This is a genomic window from Delftia sp. UME58, assembly GCF_014170385.1.
GTDB classification, from domain to species: domain Bacteria; phylum Pseudomonadota; class Gammaproteobacteria; order Burkholderiales; family Burkholderiaceae_C; genus Comamonas; species Comamonas acidovorans.
Map to the genome: position 1 here is coordinate 62,371 of NZ_LZZV01000012.1, position 15,555 is coordinate 77,925.

Annotated in this window: 14 protein-coding genes; 9 read left to right on the forward strand and 5 right to left on the reverse strand. The window is 68.5% G+C overall.

Features of this window, described 5'->3' with window-relative positions; genetic code table 11:
* Positions 1-94: 94 nt before the first annotated feature.
* The 3 genes from A9976_RS03380 to A9976_RS03390 form a co-directional block, all read right to left on the reverse strand.
* A complete protein-coding gene (locus A9976_RS03380) occupies positions 95-1,315 on the reverse strand; it encodes a phospholipase A (RefSeq protein ID WP_183017810.1) in 1,221 nt (406 codons plus the stop codon).
* 70 nt (positions 1,316-1,385) lie between these two features.
* Positions 1,386-1,874, reverse strand: coding sequence for a hypothetical protein (locus tag A9976_RS03385; protein ID WP_183017811.1), 489 nt, complete (start codon positions 1,872-1,874; stop codon positions 1,386-1,388).
* A 17-nt stretch (positions 1,875-1,891) separates the two neighbouring features.
* Complete coding sequence (locus A9976_RS03390; protein ID WP_043780446.1) at positions 1,892-3,961, reverse strand: ATP-dependent helicase; 2,070 nt, start codon at positions 3,959-3,961, stop codon at positions 1,892-1,894.
* A 284-nt stretch (positions 3,962-4,245) separates the two neighbouring features.
* Between A9976_RS03390 and A9976_RS03395 the strand changes: the two genes are divergently transcribed.
* From A9976_RS03395 to A9976_RS03435, 9 genes are all read left to right on the forward strand, one after another.
* Positions 4,246-4,992, forward strand: a complete 747-nt coding sequence (locus A9976_RS03395) for a hypothetical protein (protein ID WP_183017812.1) — start codon at positions 4,246-4,248, stop codon at positions 4,990-4,992.
* Positions 4,989-5,552, forward strand: a complete 564-nt coding sequence (locus tag A9976_RS03400) for an ATP/GTP-binding protein (protein ID WP_183017813.1) — start codon at positions 4,989-4,991, stop codon at positions 5,550-5,552. Before A9976_RS03395 ends, A9976_RS03400 begins: the two co-directional genes overlap by 4 nt.
* Positions 5,549-5,950, forward strand: coding sequence for a roadblock/LC7 domain-containing protein (locus A9976_RS03405; protein WP_183017814.1), 402 nt, complete (start codon positions 5,549-5,551; stop codon positions 5,948-5,950). The genes A9976_RS03400 and A9976_RS03405 overlap by 4 nt, the downstream gene beginning before the upstream one ends.
* An 88-nt stretch (positions 5,951-6,038) precedes the next feature.
* Complete coding sequence (locus A9976_RS03410) at positions 6,039-6,398, forward strand: hypothetical protein (protein WP_183017815.1); 360 nt, start codon at positions 6,039-6,041, stop codon at positions 6,396-6,398.
* 207 nt (positions 6,399-6,605) lie between these two features.
* Complete coding sequence (locus A9976_RS03415; RefSeq protein WP_012202491.1) at positions 6,606-7,556, forward strand: AEC family transporter; 951 nt, start codon at positions 6,606-6,608, stop codon at positions 7,554-7,556.
* Between the two features lie 58 nt (positions 7,557-7,614).
* On the forward strand, positions 7,615-9,237 hold the full coding sequence (locus tag A9976_RS03420; protein WP_183017816.1) for a glycosyltransferase family 39 protein: 1,623 nt from the start codon (positions 7,615-7,617) through the stop codon (positions 9,235-9,237).
* Positions 9,234-10,238 (forward strand): glycosyltransferase family 2 protein, encoded by a 1,005-nt coding sequence (locus A9976_RS03425; protein ID WP_183017817.1) that lies wholly within the window; start codon positions 9,234-9,236, stop codon positions 10,236-10,238. Before A9976_RS03420 ends, A9976_RS03425 begins: the two co-directional genes overlap by 4 nt.
* A gap of 2 nt (positions 10,239-10,240) precedes the next feature.
* Positions 10,241-10,663: a GtrA family protein gene (locus tag A9976_RS03430; RefSeq protein WP_012202494.1), complete on the forward strand. Its 423-nt coding sequence runs from the start codon at positions 10,241-10,243 to the stop codon at positions 10,661-10,663.
* The gene (locus A9976_RS03435) at positions 10,660-11,523 is read left to right on the forward strand and encodes a ChbG/HpnK family deacetylase (RefSeq protein WP_183017818.1); all 864 of its coding nucleotides are present in this window, start codon (positions 10,660-10,662) and stop codon (positions 11,521-11,523) included. The genes A9976_RS03430 and A9976_RS03435 overlap by 4 nt, the downstream gene beginning before the upstream one ends.
* 198 nt (positions 11,524-11,721) lie before the next feature.
* Here A9976_RS03435 and A9976_RS03440 read toward each other — a convergent pair whose 3' ends face one another.
* Together A9976_RS03440 and priA are read right to left on the reverse strand one after the other, a co-directional pair.
* Positions 11,722-12,858: an asparaginase gene (locus A9976_RS03440; protein ID WP_183017819.1), complete on the reverse strand. Its 1,137-nt coding sequence runs from the start codon at positions 12,856-12,858 to the stop codon at positions 11,722-11,724.
* Between the two features lie 222 nt (positions 12,859-13,080).
* A complete protein-coding gene (gene priA, locus A9976_RS03445; RefSeq protein WP_183017820.1) occupies positions 13,081-15,252 on the reverse strand; it encodes a primosomal protein N' in 2,172 nt (723 codons plus the stop codon).
* Positions 15,253-15,555 lie beyond the last annotated feature (303 nt).

Genomic DNA, 15,555 nt, shown 5'->3' on the forward strand with positions numbered 1-15,555 from the left:
GACGCATGGCCCCGGCCGCTGGCAATGCAGCCGGCGGGGCGGGGGCTTCCCCGCGAAGGGCAAGCGGCAAAGCGTGCCCCGCGAGGCCGGTCTTCTAGAAGTCCAGAAGACTGAAGCCCACGCTGAGCACGGTGCGCTTGTAGTTGTAATCGATCAGGCTGTCACCGTATCCGCTGAAAAGCTGGACATGCAGGCGCAAATTGCTCTTGCCACCGTTCCATCCTTCGCCTAGGGTGCGCAGCCATTCGATGCGGCCGGAGCCGCGCCCCTGGCCCAGCGAGCCGCGTGCCGTGAAGCCCAGATAGTTCTGCGGATTGACGTTCCAGCCCAGTTTCACCTCGCCCCGGCCTATGTAGTCCTGGATGCGCGGGTTGTCGTCGTGCTCGGCGCTTTCGCGGATGCGCTGCCAGGCCTTGGCGTGCAGCTGCCAGCGGTTGTCCAGCTCGAAGCCGGTCATCAGATACCAGCGGTTCCAGCTGCGCGACAGCGGATCGCTCTGGCCGTTGGACTGGTGCACCAGGCCCACGCCGCTGTAGCGCCAGCGCCAGCCGAAGGGCAGCCGGGCATCGGTGGGGTAGACGTAGAAGATCTCGGGCTCGTGGTCCGTGTTGCGGAAGGGCCGCGAGATGGCGGGGCTGAACAGCTGCCAGTACGACTGCTGGGTGTAGCCGACCCACAGCGAGTCCTTGCCCGCCGAGGTGCTGCTGGTCAGCAGGCCCTGGGCGACCTTGGTGCGCACCGACAGCTGCACGCGCATTTCCTCGGTCTTGTAGGGCTGCGACTGCGCAGGATCCTTGCCTGGCGTGGTGGGCTGCCGGTTGACATGGTCGGCCGTCACCACGGACACGGACATGGGCCGGTAGCCGCGGAAGCTGAAGGTGCCGCAGTCGCTGCCCGGTTCCAGTTCGAAGTAGCGCGACAGTTCGCTGTAGCGCGGGTCGCGGCAGCCGCCGTTGGTGGGGGTGGTGGGCAGGGCCAGGCCCTGGCCGCTGTCGGCCGTCACCACGGGCGCGGGCGCGGGCAGGGCGCCAGGATCGGCTGCAGCGCTGGCGGCCGGAGCACTCCAGCCGGTGGCCGGCGGCGCGGTCAGCGGCTGCTGCTGCTGTGCCCAGGTGTCGAAGCAGGCCAGGCGGGACTGGTTGTCCGTGGTGGCGGCGCACTGGCGCCATGCGTCCTCGGACAGGGGGCGGGGCGCGGCCTGCGCCTGGGCGCCGAGCCAGGGCGTGGCGCCCAGCCCCATGGCCAGGGCCCACTGCAGGGTGTTCGGCGTGCGGCGCAGGCGCTTGCGGCGATCCAGGTGTGTAGGAGTCGTCATGGCTTGGGTCCAGTGAAGGGGAGAGCGAAAAAGGGGAGGGAAAGAGGGCTTGCGTGCAGGCCAAGGCCATTCAGGGTGCCAGCTTGCGCAGCACGAAGGGCCGGGGCGCCGCATCGTCGCCCTCGATGAAGTTGCCGCGGATCTCGCGGGCGCAGCTGCCTTCGACGACATCGCCCAGCCAGGTGGCGGTGATGCGCTTGCCGTCGGCGCTTTCTTCCAGCGTGATGTGGTCATCGGCCACGTCGCCGACCATGGGCCGGGTGTCTGCGCCGCGCGCGATCGTGCCCTTGACGTTGCCCTTCCACTGGGGGTGCGGTCCCAGCTGCAGGCGCACGGGCTGGGACTGGCCTTCTACGGTTCCCGTCCATTCGCCCTGCAGCTGGCTGTCCTTCATCTCCTCGTCCCCGGGGCATGGGGCGTGTGGCAGGGTGGCGGCAGCGCGGGCGGCCTTGGGCGAGGCCTGAGCAGTGGCCGGGACGGTGGTCTGCAGGGCCGTGCTGGAGCAGGCGGCGGTCGCGGCCACCAGCGCCAGGCTGAGAGCGGGGCGGTAAAAACGCATGCGGTGTCTTTCTGGGATCAGGAGTCGGCGGGCGTGGACTGCTGCGCCTTGAGCGCGAACTCGGCGCGCAGCTGGCGCAGCTTCTCGCGCGGGTCCTCGCGCGAGGTGGCGGCGTCCAGGCCCATTTCCTTGATGAAGCGGCTGGGCAGGGTGGAGACCATCTCGCGCCCCTTCTTGCGGCGCTTGGTCCAGCTCACGGCCAGCGATCGCCGGGCGCGCGTGATGCCCACGTACATGAGGCGGCGCTCTTCCTGCAGGCGCTGGGCGGTTTCGTCGCTGACCTTCTGCTGGCGGCCGTTGTCGTCGTCGAGCTTGAAGGGCAGCATGCCCTCGGTCACGCCGACCAGCATCACATGCGGCCATTCCAGGCCCTTGGAGGCGTGCAGGGTGGACAGGATGACCATGTCCTGCTCCTTCTCGCGCTCGCTGATGGTGGACAGCAGGGCGATGTTGCGCGCCACTTCCAGCAGGCTCTTGACCTCGGTGTGCGTGGTCGTGCCCGCCGCATCCTCGATCTGGCCGCCGGCGCGCTGGGCCATCCAGTCGCAGAACTCCAGCACGTTGCTCCAGCGCGCGGCGGCGACCGATTCGCTGTCCTCGCTGTCGTAGAGGTACTGCTCGTAGCCAATCTCCTTGAGCCAGTCGAGCATGAAGCCGCGCGACTGCTCGGCGCCCAGCGTGTGGCGGGCGCGGTATTCGAGGTCGTTGATGTAGCGGCCGAACTCCAGCAGGCTGTCATGCGCCTTCTTGGGCAGGGCCGCTTCCAGCATGTGGGCGAACAGGGCGCCGAACATGCTGAGCTTGTGCTGCGAGGAAAACTCGCCCAGCTTGCCCAGCGTGGTGTGGCCTATGCCGCGCCTGGGCGTGCCGATGGCGCGCAGGAAGGCGGGGTCGTCGTCGTTGTTGATCCACAGCCGGAACCAGGCGCACAGGTCCTTGATCTCGGCGCGGTCGAAGAAGCTGGTGCCGCCCGAGACCTTGTAGGGAATGCTGGCCTTGCGCAGTGCCTTCTCGAAGGGCTTGGCCTGGTGGTTGGCGCGGTAGAGGATGGCGAAATCCTTCCAGTCCGGCGGCGGGTTGCTGGCCGCGCGCAGGCTCTGGATGCGGGCGACGGCGCGCTCGGCCTCGTGCTCCTCGGTGTCGCAGTCCACGATGCGCACGGGCTCGCCCTCGCCCAGCTCCGAGAACAGTGTCTTCGGATAGAGCTTGGGGTTGGGCTGGATGACGTTGTTGGCAGCGCGCAGGATGGCCGAGGTGGAGCGGTAGTTCTGCTCCAGCTTGATCACCTTGAGCTGCGGGAACTCCACCGGCAGCTTCTTGAGGTTGTCCAGCGTGGCGCCGCGCCAGCCGTAGATGCTCTGGTCGTCGTCGCCCACGGCAGTGAAGTGGGCGCGGCTGCCCACCAGCATCTTGAGCAGTTCGTACTGCGTGGCGTTGGTGTCCTGGTATTCGTCCACCAGCACGTGGCCCAGCAGGCGCTGCCATTTCTCGCGCACCTCGATATGGTTCTTGAGCAGGCGCATGGGCATGCCGATCAGATCGTCGAAGTCCACGCTCTGGTAGGCGGTCAGGCGCTCTTCGTAGCGCTGCATGATCAGCGCCGTGCTGCGCTCGTTGTCGTCCTGGGCCATGGCCAGGGCCTTGCGGCTGTCCCAGCCGGCGTTCTTCCAGTTGCTGATGGTCCACTGCCACTGGCGTGCCGTGGCCAGGTCGGTGGTGCCGCCCGAGCAGTCCTTGAGGATGCCCGTCACGTCGTCGGCGTCCAGGATGCTGAACTGGGGCTTGAGGCCCAGCACATGGCCGTCCTCGCGCACCATGCGCACGCCCAGGGCGTGGAAGGTGCAGACCAGCACGTCCTTGGCCTGCCGGCCGATGAGGCCGGCCGCGCGCTCGCGCATTTCGGCCGCGGCCTTGTTGGTGAAGGTGATGGCGGCGATGCGGCGCGGCGCCATGCCCATCTCGATCAGGCGCCCGATCTTGTGCGTGATCACGCGTGTCTTGCCCGAGCCCGCGCCGGCCAGGACCAGGCAGGGGCCTTCGGTGTAGTGGACGGCCTGGAGCTGGGCCAGATTGAGTCCTGCGGACATGGATGCGTTGCGCGGGGAAAGGCGTGAAAGTGAGGGAAGCGGGAGCATACCGCTTCGGGCACCGGGGCCGCCCTGCCATATGTAAGCACCCCTGGAAAACGGCTACCAATCCCTGTGAGGGGCCGGTGCACGGATGTGTGGCCTAACACCATCGGAATAAAAATTCACATTGTTTTTTGTGAGCAATGTGTAAAAACTATCGACAATATTAGCGTGAGCCAATGGAATTTCCGTGGTGAATACGTTTTTCCTATGTCCCGTTTCTCTCCGGTGAGGTGGTGAAGATGACTCGAGCGAAGGAGGAGATCGGCCTGGCTGCCGAACTGTGGTCCCCCGTACTCAGGCAGCGCTTCGAGGCATTGTTCTCCGTGGCCTCGCGCAAGTCGCTGCGGGGCTGGCGCCAGGTGCCTCTGGTCAGCGCCCAGGTGCTGGTCGTCGATGGCAGCCTGCCCGTGCCCGAAGCCGCCGTGTGGATGCCCTGCGTGGTCTATGTGGGCGGCGTGCCCCAGGGCCAGCACCTGGGGCGCACGCCCCAGCGATGGGCCACCTACCTGGACTTGGACTTCACGCTGTCCGACCTGATCGACATGCTGGACCGGGCGGCGGTCTTCCTCATGGACTGGACGGTGCGCCAGCAGGTGGCGTCCTCCCAGACCCTGGCGCGTGCGCTGGACGAGTTGTCCCAGCAGGACGAGGACTGCCGCTACCGCTTCCAGCTCAAGGCCTGGGTGGCGCTGCCAGCGCCGTGGAACAGCTCCGAATGCCTGAGGGCCCTGGCCATGCTGTGCCGTGGCCCCATGGAAGTGGCCCTGCTGTGCGAGCACAGCGGCATGCAGGCCAGCGCCGTGGCCCAACTGCTGCGCCACCCCCGGCTGCGCAGCCTGCTGGAGTGCAGCCTGCGGCCTGCGCGCGAAGACGATCTCCCGCCGCTGGGCCGCGGCCGCGCACAGGCGCCTGCCACGGTGGCCGGGCTGCCGCGCCAGTGGGTGCAGAAGCTGGCCGGCTGGATACGGCGTGGAGGAGTGGCATGAGCCTGTGGATGAGCGCGCAGCCTGCTGCGGGGTTGGTACGGGTGAGCCTGGTGGGGCCCATGGGCATAGGCAAGACCACGGCGCTGCGCAGCCTGTGTGGCGCGTTGATGGCGGCGGCGGATGTGCCCAATCTGGACCAGGCCGCCCATTCCAAGGAATTCACCACGGTGGGTGCCGAGTTCGGCCAGATCGACCTGGGCGGGGGAGAGCGGCTGCAACTGGTGGGCAGCCCGGGGCAGGAACGCTTCGACTTCGTGCGCCGCTGGGTGCTCAATGCCTCGGTGGGCGTGCTGCTGATGGTGGATGTCGGCGATGCCCAGGCACTGGACTACGCGGCGCGGTGCCTGGCCGAGATCGCCTCCCTGGAATCCGAGCCCCTGGTGGTGGTGGTCAGTTGCCGCGATGCCAGCGAGCAACAGCAGGAAGCATTCAGCAGCGCCTTGGCGGACAGAGGCCACGGTATAGTGCCTGTCATCCAGGCGGACCCCCGTGACCGGCAGCAGTTGCTGGATGCGCTGGGGGTGCTCGTTTCCTTGCTTTCCTTGCAAAGTCAGGCATGAAGACACCAACGCTTCCCCGGATTCCTCCCTCTCTGATCGAAGCTGGCAACGATGTGCTCCGCCGCGTGGTGGCGCCCCTGGAGGGCGTGCACATCGCCTTGCTGTGCACGCCTGACGGCTTCGAAATCACTTCCCTGCGGGTCAGGAGCGAACTGCCGACGGAGCGCCTGTCGGCCATGGCGGGCTCGCTCATGGCCATGGCCAGGGCCGTGGCCACCGAGATCGGCCACAAGTCCTGCCGGCGCCTGACCTTCGAGACCGAACTGGGCACGGTGCTGTTCCAGGCCGTGGGCGGCAGCCATCCGGCCATCCTGTGCATGGTGGTCGACCAGAGCGCCTTGCTGGGGCGCGCGCTGTGGGCGGCTGGCGAACTGGCCTCCGAAATGGCCGGTACCTGATCCTGTCCGCTATGCATTTTTCTTCCCCGAGGAACGGGCGTGGCGGATCCTCCGTCCCGCCCACCCTTGATTTCAAAAAAGGTGGCATATGGCTTCGATACATGATTCTCTGAACAGCCTGCTGGGCGTCGATGGCGCTCTGTGCGCGGCCCTGGTGGACAGCACCAGCGGCATGCTCATGGGCAGCGCGGGCTCCGGCCTCGACATGGAGCTTGCCGCCGCCGGCAACACCGAGGTGGTGCGCGCCAAGCTCAAGACCATGCGCATGCTCAAGCTCGACGATGCCATCGACGACATCCTGATCACCCTGACGCACCAGTACCACATCATCCGGCCCGTGGCCTCGCATGAAGGCGTGTTCTTCTACCTGGTGCTGGACAAGAGCCGCTCCAACCTGGCGCTGGCCCGCCGCAAGGTGCAGGACATCGAGAAGGAACTGGCGCTGTAAGCGCGCGCGCCCCGAGCTCCAGCCTGCCGCAAGCGCATTGCGGCAGGTTTTTTTTTGTCGCCGGGCCGCCCAGAGGCAAAAAGCGGCCCCCCCTGGAGGCGGCGGACCTTGCGGGGCAATGGGAGCGTGGTGGCTATTTTTCGCCCTGCGTCTCCGGGGTGCCACGGGCATGCAGCAGCGGCACCGGCTTGCTGCCAGAATCGCCGCGTGCTGTCCGTCCTGCTGATCACCTTTCCCTTCTTCGCGCTTGTGGCCTGCGGCTTTGCGGCCACCTGGCGTGGCGTGCTGCCGCAGGCGGCGATACCGGGGCTCAACGCCTTCGTGCTGTATTTCGCGCTGCCCTGCATGCTGTTCCGCTTTGGCGCGCAGACGCCGATTGCCCAGCTGCTGGACGTGGGCGTCTCCGTGGTCTACCTGCTGTGCGCGCTGCTGATGGTGGGCGCCACCGTGGCGCTGACCGTGCGGCGCGTGGGCTGGAACGATGCGGCCTTTGGCGCGCTGGTGGCGGCCTTTCCCAACACCGGCTTCATGGGTGTGCCCATGCTGGTGGCGCTGCTGGGCGAGCGTGCGGCCGGGCCGGTCATCGTCACCATGGCCATCGACATGGTGGTGACCACCTCGCTGTGCATTGCGCTGTCGCGCCTGGGGCTGCCGGGCGGGCATGGCGTGTCCGTGGCGCTGCGCAGGGCGTTTGCCGGCATGGCCGCCAATCCCATGCCCTGGGCCATCGTGCTGGGTGGCGTGGCCTCGGCGGCAGGCTGGACGCTGCCCGGTCCCATCGACCGCACCGTGGCCATGCTGGCGGGTGCGGCCTCGCCCGTGGCGTTGTTCACCATTGGCGCCGTGCTGGCGCGCTCGCAGATGAACAGCCACGAGCGCGTGGCTGCGCGCGACTACGTGCCCATTGCGCTGGCCAAGCTGCTGGTCCACCCGCTGCTGGTCTGGGCCGTGGCCCGTGCTGCCATGGCGCTGGGCCTGCCGCTCGGTGAGGAGGCCTTCGTGGCCCTGGTGTTGCTGGCCGCGCTGCCCAGCGCCAGCAATGTCTCGCTGCTGACCGAGCGCTTCGGGGCGCACGGCGGGCGCGTGGCCCGCATCATCCTGGTGTCCACGGTGCTGGCCTTCCTGAGCTTCTCGGGCGCCGTGGCGCTGATGACCTGAGAGACCCGGCGCTCTCTACAATCGCGCCCATGTTTTTTCACCACCCCGGCGGGATCGCATGAAATCCTCTTCCTCTGCTGCCCCGGCAGGCACTCCCTCGGGCGCGGCCCTGCTGTGGATGGTGACGCTGGCCTGCCTGCTCTGGGCCCTGGTGTCCTGGCTGGCCAATGGCAATCTGGACGGCTACCACGACATGCTGGAGAACTATGCCTGGGCCCAGCCGCTGCAGCTGGGCACGCACAAGCATCCGCCGTTCTTCGCCTGGGTGGTCGGCCTGTGGTTCATGGTGTTCCCGCAAAACGACGGCTTTTATCGCCTGCTGTCCTATGCCAATGTGGGCGTGGGCATCTGGGGCGTCTACGTGCTGGGCAGGCGCCTGGGGCTGGCGCGCCTGGCGCCGCTGGGCGCGGCCCTGTTGCTGTGGTGCTTTCCGTATACGACGCTGGCCGGCAAGTTCAACGCCAACAGCCAGCTGCTGTCCCTGTGGCCCTGGGCGGCAGCCCTGCTGCTGGCCAGCTGGCAGGAAAAGGGCGCGCGCGGCGTGGCCTTCAGCGTGGCCCTGGGCGTGGTGTCGGCCGCCTGCATGCTCAGCAAGTACTACAGCGGCGTGTTCCTGGCCGGCTTCCTGCTGCCGATCTTCCTGGTGCGTGAAGGGCGCCAGTGGCTGCTCACACCCCGGCCCTACGTGGCACTGGCCGCCTTTGGCCTGGCGCTGGCGCCGCATCTGGCCTGGATTGCCCACCACCAGTGGGTGACGCTGGGCTATGCCATGGACCAGGGCGGCGGGCAGGTGGTGTGGGGCTATGTGCTGCGCTTTGCGCTGGCGCCCATCTTCTACTGGCTGCCGGCCTGGCTGGCCGTGTGCCTGGTGTATGGCTTCATGCAGGCCCGCCAGCAAGGCGGCGGCTGGCTGCGCTGGAGTGCGCGTTTCCTGCGCCGCAGCTGGTGCTGGCAGGGGCGCGGCGACACGCTGTTCTGGCTGGCCCTCATGCCCTGGCTGGCGACGCTGGGCTTTGGCGCCACCGGCGTGGTGGAGCTGTCCACGCCCTGGGCCATTCCCATCGGCTATGCCTTCGTGCTGCTGTGGCTGCGCAACCTGGATGCCGAGGCGCCTGCCGTGACGCAGGCCGCGCTGGCCGCGCTGCGCCGCTCCTGGTGGCCGAGCATGGCCGTGGTGCTGGTGATAGGGCTGGCCGTGGGCTGGGGCAATGCGCGCAAGAGCGGCTCCGACTACTACCGCCCTGCGGCCGATGCGGCGCAGGCCATCGTGCTGTCCTGGAACCAGCGCCACCCCCAGCAGCCGCTGCAGTGGGTGGGCGGCGACTGGGCGGAAAACGCCATGCTGTCTTTCTATGCCCAGCCCCATCTGCGCACCATTCCCGGCCTGCCCGACAGCGAATATGCGCGCGTGCTGGCGCTGCCGGACTGGCGCCAGCAGCCCGGGCTGCTGCTGTGTCCGCGCGGCCCGGTGGCCAGCGAGGCCGGCCCGACCGCGAAATCGCGCGATTGCGAGCAGCAGGCGCAGGCCTGGCTGGCGAAGCTGGGCCTGCCGCAGGAGGCGCGTGTGCTTACGGTGCAACGCTCGGGCTGGCGTTTTCCTCGGCCCGGTCCCTATGCCTATGCGGTTTTTGACGTGTTGCCGCGCGCGGGCAGCCAGCCCGCTGACAATGCTGGCCTATGACCGAATTGCATGCTGACATTGCTCCGGCCGCTCCCAAGGGGATGCTGCCGCGCCCCCCGCTGCGGCTGAGCTGCGTGGTGCCAGCCCACAATGAAGAGGGCAACCTGGAGGCGTTCCTGCGCGCCCTGGACGCGACGGTGCGCACGCTGACGCCCGACTACGAGCTGATCGTCGTCAACGACGGCAGCCGTGACGCCACGCACGAGATCGCGCTGCGCATGGCCCAGGAACTGCCCGTGCGCTATCTGGCGCTGTCGCGCAACTTCGGCAAGGAGGCGGCGCTGTCGGCAGGCATAGACCACGCGCGCGGCAACGCCGTGGTGCTGATCGACGCCGACTTCCAGCATCCGCTGCAGATGCTGCCCCAGATGTGCGAGCTGTGGCAGTCCGGCTATGACATGGTCTATGGCGTGATCGCCGACCGGGGCGCCGAAAGCGGCGCCAAGCGCGTGGGCACCAACCTGTTCTACCGGCTCATGAATGCCGGCAACCTGGTGAAGATCCCGCCCAATGCCGGCGACTTCCGCTGGCTGGACCGCTGCGTGGCCGACGCGCTCAAGGCCCTGCCCGAGAGCCACCGCTTCATGAAGGGCCTGTACGCCTGGGTGGGCTTCAAGGCCGCGGCCCTGCCGTTCGTGCCAGCCGACCGCACGGCCGGCGCGTCCAGCTTCAATTTCCGGCGCCTGGGCTCGCTGGCCCTGCTGGGACTGACCTCGTTCACCACCTTGCCGCTGCGCGTGTGGAGCGTGGTGGGCGGGATCATCTCGCTGGCAGCCCTGCTCTACGGCCTGTGGATCACCATGGAGACGCTGATCTTCGGCAACCCGCTGGACGGCTGGCCCACGCTGGCGGCCAGCATCATGCTGTTTTCGGGCGTGCAGCTGATGTCCATCGGCATCCTGGGAGAGTACATCGGCCGCATCTACGACGAGGTCAAGCGCCGCCCCACCTACCTGCTGGCGCGCGACGAAGACCGCAGCCCGCTGGCGCCACGGGACTAGCCATGCACGATGTGATCGCACAGCTGCGCCGCCTGCCGCAGGCGCTGCAGTTCGTGCTGGTAGGGGGCTGCGCGGCCGCCACGCACCTGGCCGTGGTCGCCCTGCTGGTGCAACGGGTGGGCATGGCGCCGCTGCATGCCAACGTGCTGGCCTTTCTCGTGGCCTTCGTGGTCAGCTACAACGGCCACGCGCTGTTCACCTTCGTGCAGGCCGGGGCGCAAGGCTGGGCCGTGGCCGGCAAGTACTTCGCCGTGGCCTGCGCCTCTTTCGTGGCCAACGAGCTGCTGTACTGGGTGGCCCTGCACTGGCTGCACTGGCACTATTTCTGGAGCCTGGCCCTGGTGCTGGTGCTGGTGGCGGTGGGCACCTTCGTCTTCGCCAAGTTCTGGGCCTTTGCGGCCCCCGGCCGCAAGGAATCCTCATGAACACCCTACCTGCCAAAAACGGAGAGAAGGCCTTGGCCAGAACCGTCGTCCTGTGCGCCGACGACTATGCGCTGCACCCCCTGGTCGATGAAGCCGTGGAGCAGCTCACGCTGCAGGGCCGGCTGTCGGCCACCAGCTGCATGACCACCTCGCCGCACTGGAGGCAGGCCGCCAGGCGCCTGCCTGCGCTGCGCCCGCGCCTGTCGCTGGGCCTGCACTTCAACCTGACCGAGGGCCACGGCCTGCAGCCAGTCGCCGGCATCGGTGCCGTGATTGCGCGCTCCTATGCCGGCGCACTCGGCGGCGGCGCCATGCGCGACGCCTGGCGCCGCCAGCTCGACGCCTTCGAGGACGCGCTGGGCATGGCTCCCGACTTCATCGACGGCCACCAGCACGTGCACCAGCTCCCCGGCGTGCGCGCCGCGCTGGTGCAGGAATTGCGCCAGCGCTATGGCGACAACGCCGACGACCTGCCCTGGGTCCGCTCCACCACCCCGGCCGGCCAGCTCTGGCGCGACCCCAAGGCCGCCATCATCGCCCTGCTGGGCGGCTGGACCACCACCCGCCGCCTGCGCCGCCAGGGCGTTCCGCTCAACCACGGCTTCGGCGGCGTCTACGCCTTCGACCAGCCTACGCCCGAAGGCTATGGTCGCCACATGGCCCAATGGCTGGCGCAGCTGCAGCCCGGCAGCCTCATGATGTGCCACCCCGCCACCGGCCCCGTCCAGGGCGACGCCATAGGCGCCCAGCGCGCCGTCGAATACGCCTACCTGCGCTCCGACGCCTTCGCCCAGGCCCTCGAACAGGCGCACTGCCACATCGCCCAAGGCCCCCTGACCCCGCTGTTCACATCGAACTAAGAAGCGGCAATAGAAAAGGCCCGGCCAAAAATGGACCGGGCCATGTGGGCGCAGCGCAAAAAACCGACGAGGCCCAAAGCAAGGGACAGCAAGCAAGGGCCGCCCCGCAGCGAGGCTGTCGTCCCCCTCCCCCGCGAAGCGGGTAGAGAGGCGCCGTGCCACGGGGGGAAGGCGCGCAAGCGCCTCAGGGGGTGCCTATCAGTATTCCCAGAAGATGCGCTGCAGCTGCTTCGTGTCCTGCGTCTTGGTCAGGGCCACGGCGGCCAGCAGGCGCGCCTTCTGCGGGTTCAGGTCATGGGCGACGACCCAGTCGTACTTGTCATCGGGCTGCTCGGCATTGCGCAGCACGAAGCCGGCCGGCACGCGCGAGCTGCGCACGATGACCACGCCCTTTTGGCGCAGTTCATTGAGCTTGGGCACGATGCGGTCGGCCACCGAGCCATTGCCCGTGCCTGCATGCACGATGGCCTTGACGCCGGCCTTGCCCAGCGCGTCGATGGCCGTGGCGGGCACGTTGCCGTAGCCATAGACGATGTCCACGGCGGGCAGGTCGGTGATCTGCTCGATGTTGAACTCGCTGCCCTTGGTGTGGCGCTTGACGGGGGCGCGGAACCAGTAGGTCTTGCCCTCGACCACCATGCCCAGCGGGCCCCACTGGCTGGCGAATGCATTGGTCTTGATGTTGGTGAGCTTGGCGACATCGCGCGCGGAGTCGATGTTGTCGTTCATGCTGACCAGCACGCCCTTGCCCGCCGAGTCCTTGGACGCGGCCGTGGCCACGGCGCCCAGCAGGTTCAGCGCGCCGTCGGCCGAGATGGCCGTGCCGGGGCGCATGGAGCCGACCATGACGATGGGCTTGTCGGTGGGCACCACCAGGTTCAGGAAGTAGCCGGTTTCCTCCAGCGTGTCCGTGCCGTGGGTCACGACGATGCCGTCCACGCCGGGTTGCTTGGCCAGCTCGTTGACGCGGCGGGCCAGCGTCAGCAGTTCCTTGTTGGTGAAGCTTTCGGAGGCGATCTGGAAGACCTGCTCGCCGGACACGTTGGCGAGGTTGCTCAGCTCGGGCAGGCCGGCCAGCAGCTTGTCCACGGGCACCTTGGCGGCCGTGTAGGTGGCGCTGTTGACGGCGCTGGCACCCGCGCCGGCAATGGTGCCGCCCGTGGCCAGGACGACCACGTTGGGCTTGCCGGCCTGGGCGGCGGGAGCGGGTGCAGGGGCGGTCGCCGTGGCGGGCGCAGCGGCTGCGGGGGCCTGGCTGGCGCCGGGTTGAGACGCGCAGCCTGCCAGCGCAAGCGCGACGGCCATCAAGGTCATACGGAAGGGGGTGAACGGCATGTATCGCTCCTGGAAAGGCATTGAATGATCCAGCCTTGTGGGCTGAATGCGGCACGATGCAATAAACATGCCCCGCCTGCATCAGCGCAAATCCCGATGGGAGCTGCTCAGCGAATGCGCTAAAAGCGCTTCCGAAAAAGGAGCGGTGAACGCTTTACGGGATTGCGCCAAAGGCCTGAAAGGCTTGAGATTCTCTGGAGCTGTTCCGGGGCCGTGCCACGCTCAGATGGCCAGCGGGTCCACGTCCACCAGCCAGCGCACCAGGGCGCGGTGCCCGGGCTGTGCCCTGATCCAGTGCAGGTGCGCCTGCCAGGCCCAGAGAAAGCGCAGCAGGGCGGGCCGCTGGGCCGACTCGATCAGCATCTGCGCGCGCTCCACATTGGCCACGCGCTGCACGGACATGGGAATGGGCGGGTAGAGAAAGACATCGTCCACATGGGGCAGGCCGGCCTGGCGGGCGGCCTCGGCCGCAGCGGCCAGGAAGGCCTGGGCGGCTTCCTGGGTGCGCGCGTCGGCGCGCACGATGGCCTGGAAGGCGAAGGGCGGCATGCCGGCATCGCGCCGCTCGCGCAACTGGCGTGCCGCGAAGGCCGTGTAGTCGTGGGCGCGCAGCGCCGTGTAGACGGGGTTGGCCGGATCATGGGTCTGTATCCACATCTCCGGATGGCTGGCCTGGTCGGCCACGTACTGCGCGTCGCGCCCCGCGCGGCCGGCGGCCTGCATCAGCAGGCTGAACAGGCGCTCGGGCGCTCGGTAGTCGCTGGAGAACAGGGCGCTGTCGGGCTGCACGGCGGCTACCAGGGTGATGCGCCGGAAGTCATGGCCCTTGGCCACCATCTGCGTGCCCACGAGCACATCGATGTCGCCCGAATGCATCTGCGCCAGCTGCTCCTCCAGCGCGCCCTTGGCGCGCGTGGTGTCGGCATCGATGCGCGCCACGCGGGCCGGCTCGCGGTCGGGGCGTTGCACATTGCGCAGCAGGCGGGCCAGTTCCTCTTCCAGCTGCTCCGTGCCCTTGCCCAGCGGCAGGATGTCGGGATTGCCGCAGCCGGGGCATGCCATGGGCACGCGCTGGGTGTAGCCGCAGTGGTGGCAGCGCAGCGTACGGTCGGCCTTGTGGAAGACCTGGTGGGCGCTGCAGTGCGGGCAGTCGCTTTTCCAGCCGCAGTCGGCACAGAACAGCACGGGCGCGAAGCCGCGGCGGTTGAGCAGCACCAGGCTTTGCTCGCCGCGTTGCACGCGCTCGGTGATGGCATCGATCAGCGGCGGCGAGAACACGGCCTTGCGCGGCTGCTGGCCCATGTCCACCAGGCGCACGCGCGGCAGGGCGGCCGCGCCGATGCGGCTGGGCATGTGCAGGCGCAGGTAGCGGCCGCCCTGCGGCTCGTCGGCATTGGGCGGGCGGCTGGCATGCCAGCTCTCCAGCGATGGCGTGGCACTGCCCAGGATGACCTTGGCGCCGGTATCGCGCGCGCGCCAGATGGCCAGGTCGCGCGCCGAGTAGCGTGCGCCTTCCTGCTGCTTGTAGCTGGCGTCGTGCTCCTCGTCCACCACGATGAGCGACAGGCCCGGCAGGCTGGCGAAGACCGACATGCGCGTGCCCAGCACGATGCGCGCCACGCCGGTGTGCGCGGCCAGCCAGCTCTTGAGCCGCTGGGGGTTGGTCATTGCGCTGTGCATGCTGACCACGCAGGCGGCGCCGTACTGCGGCGCGAAGCGCTCCGTGAAGCGCTGCTCCAGCTGGGGCGTGAGGTTGATCTCGGGCACCATCACCAGCACCTGGGCGCCGGGGTCGGCATCCAGCGCGGCCTGGGTGGCTCTCAGATAGACCTCGGTCTTGCCGCTGCCCGTGCTGCCGAAGAGCAGAAAGGGGCCGGGGTGGGCGGCGATCTGCGTGAAGACGTCGGCCTGCTCTGCGCTGAGGACGATGGGGGGAATATCTGCGGCGGCCGGGGCCGATGCAGGCGCGGTGCCAGGCGCCTGTTCCGCCTTGGCCGCTTTCTTCGTTGCGGCCTTGGACGGCCTGAGCCGGCGCGCCAGCTGCTCGGCCGTCATCTCGCGCAGTTGCGGGGGCAGGGCCGTCACGGCGATTTCGCCCACGCTGCGCTGGTAGTAGTAGGCGGCGAAGGCCACCAGCCGGCGCCAGGCGGGCGGCAGCGGCGCAATGCCCTGCAGCACGGCGCCGATGGGGCGCAGCTCCACGCCTTCGGGCATGGCGGGGGGGCGGGGCGGCGCATCCCAGACCACGCCCAGCAGATCCCGGCGACCCAGTGGCACGCGCACCAGGGTGCCGGGCTCCAGCGGCTGCCCGCTGGCATAGCTCAGCAGCTCGCCAACGGCGCTGTGTGCCGGCGTGTGCACGGCGACATGGACGGTATGCGGGGGGAGGGACATGCGAGGGAAAAAGGCGGGTGACCCGGGCCGGCGCAAGGTGCGGTGCGCGCCCGGGTGCCTGCGGCAAAGCCGTCAAGCATAAGCCTTTCGGCCGCGCCGGTGCGCCGGCGCTGCACATCCGTACCGGCGCCGCCGGGGGTATGCCGAGCCCTGATATGGAGCTTTACACCAGATGTGGCGGCGGCTGGATACGGGTTTCTGGGTAGATCACCAATTTCTGTGGATAACTTTGTGGGGATTATCCGGCGCTATCAGCAGTCCCTCTGTTTGGAGGCCTTGTTGCCGTGGTTTTACTGCAAGTGG

Excerpts from the sequence above, each read along its gene's own strand:
- A9976_RS03380 (WP_183017810.1), bottom strand. The coding sequence starts at position 1,315 with ATGACGACTCCTACACACCTGGATCGCCGCAAGCGCCTGCGCCGCACG.
- A9976_RS03385 (WP_183017811.1), bottom strand. The coding sequence starts at position 1,874 with ATGCGTTTTTACCGCCCCGCTCTCAGCCTGGCGCTGGTGGCCGCGACC.
- A9976_RS03390 (WP_043780446.1), bottom strand. The coding sequence starts at position 3,961 with ATGTCCGCAGGACTCAATCTGGCCCAGCTCCAGGCCGTCCACTACACC.
- A9976_RS03395 (WP_183017812.1), top strand. The coding sequence starts at position 4,246 with ATGACTCGAGCGAAGGAGGAGATCGGCCTGGCTGCCGAACTGTGGTCC.
- A9976_RS03400 (WP_183017813.1), top strand. The coding sequence starts at position 4,989 with ATGAGCCTGTGGATGAGCGCGCAGCCTGCTGCGGGGTTGGTACGGGTG.
- A9976_RS03405 (WP_183017814.1), top strand. The coding sequence starts at position 5,549 with ATGAAGACACCAACGCTTCCCCGGATTCCTCCCTCTCTGATCGAAGCT.
- A9976_RS03410 (WP_183017815.1), top strand. The coding sequence starts at position 6,039 with ATGGCTTCGATACATGATTCTCTGAACAGCCTGCTGGGCGTCGATGGC.
- A9976_RS03420 (WP_183017816.1), top strand. The coding sequence starts at position 7,615 with ATGAAATCCTCTTCCTCTGCTGCCCCGGCAGGCACTCCCTCGGGCGCG.
- A9976_RS03425 (WP_183017817.1), top strand. The coding sequence starts at position 9,234 with ATGACCGAATTGCATGCTGACATTGCTCCGGCCGCTCCCAAGGGGATG.
- A9976_RS03430 (WP_012202494.1), top strand. The coding sequence starts at position 10,241 with ATGCACGATGTGATCGCACAGCTGCGCCGCCTGCCGCAGGCGCTGCAG.
- A9976_RS03435 (WP_183017818.1), top strand. The coding sequence starts at position 10,660 with ATGAACACCCTACCTGCCAAAAACGGAGAGAAGGCCTTGGCCAGAACC.
- A9976_RS03440 (WP_183017819.1), bottom strand. The coding sequence starts at position 12,858 with ATGCCGTTCACCCCCTTCCGTATGACCTTGATGGCCGTCGCGCTTGCG.
- priA (WP_183017820.1), bottom strand. The coding sequence starts at position 15,252 with ATGTCCCTCCCCCCGCATACCGTCCATGTCGCCGTGCACACGCCGGCA.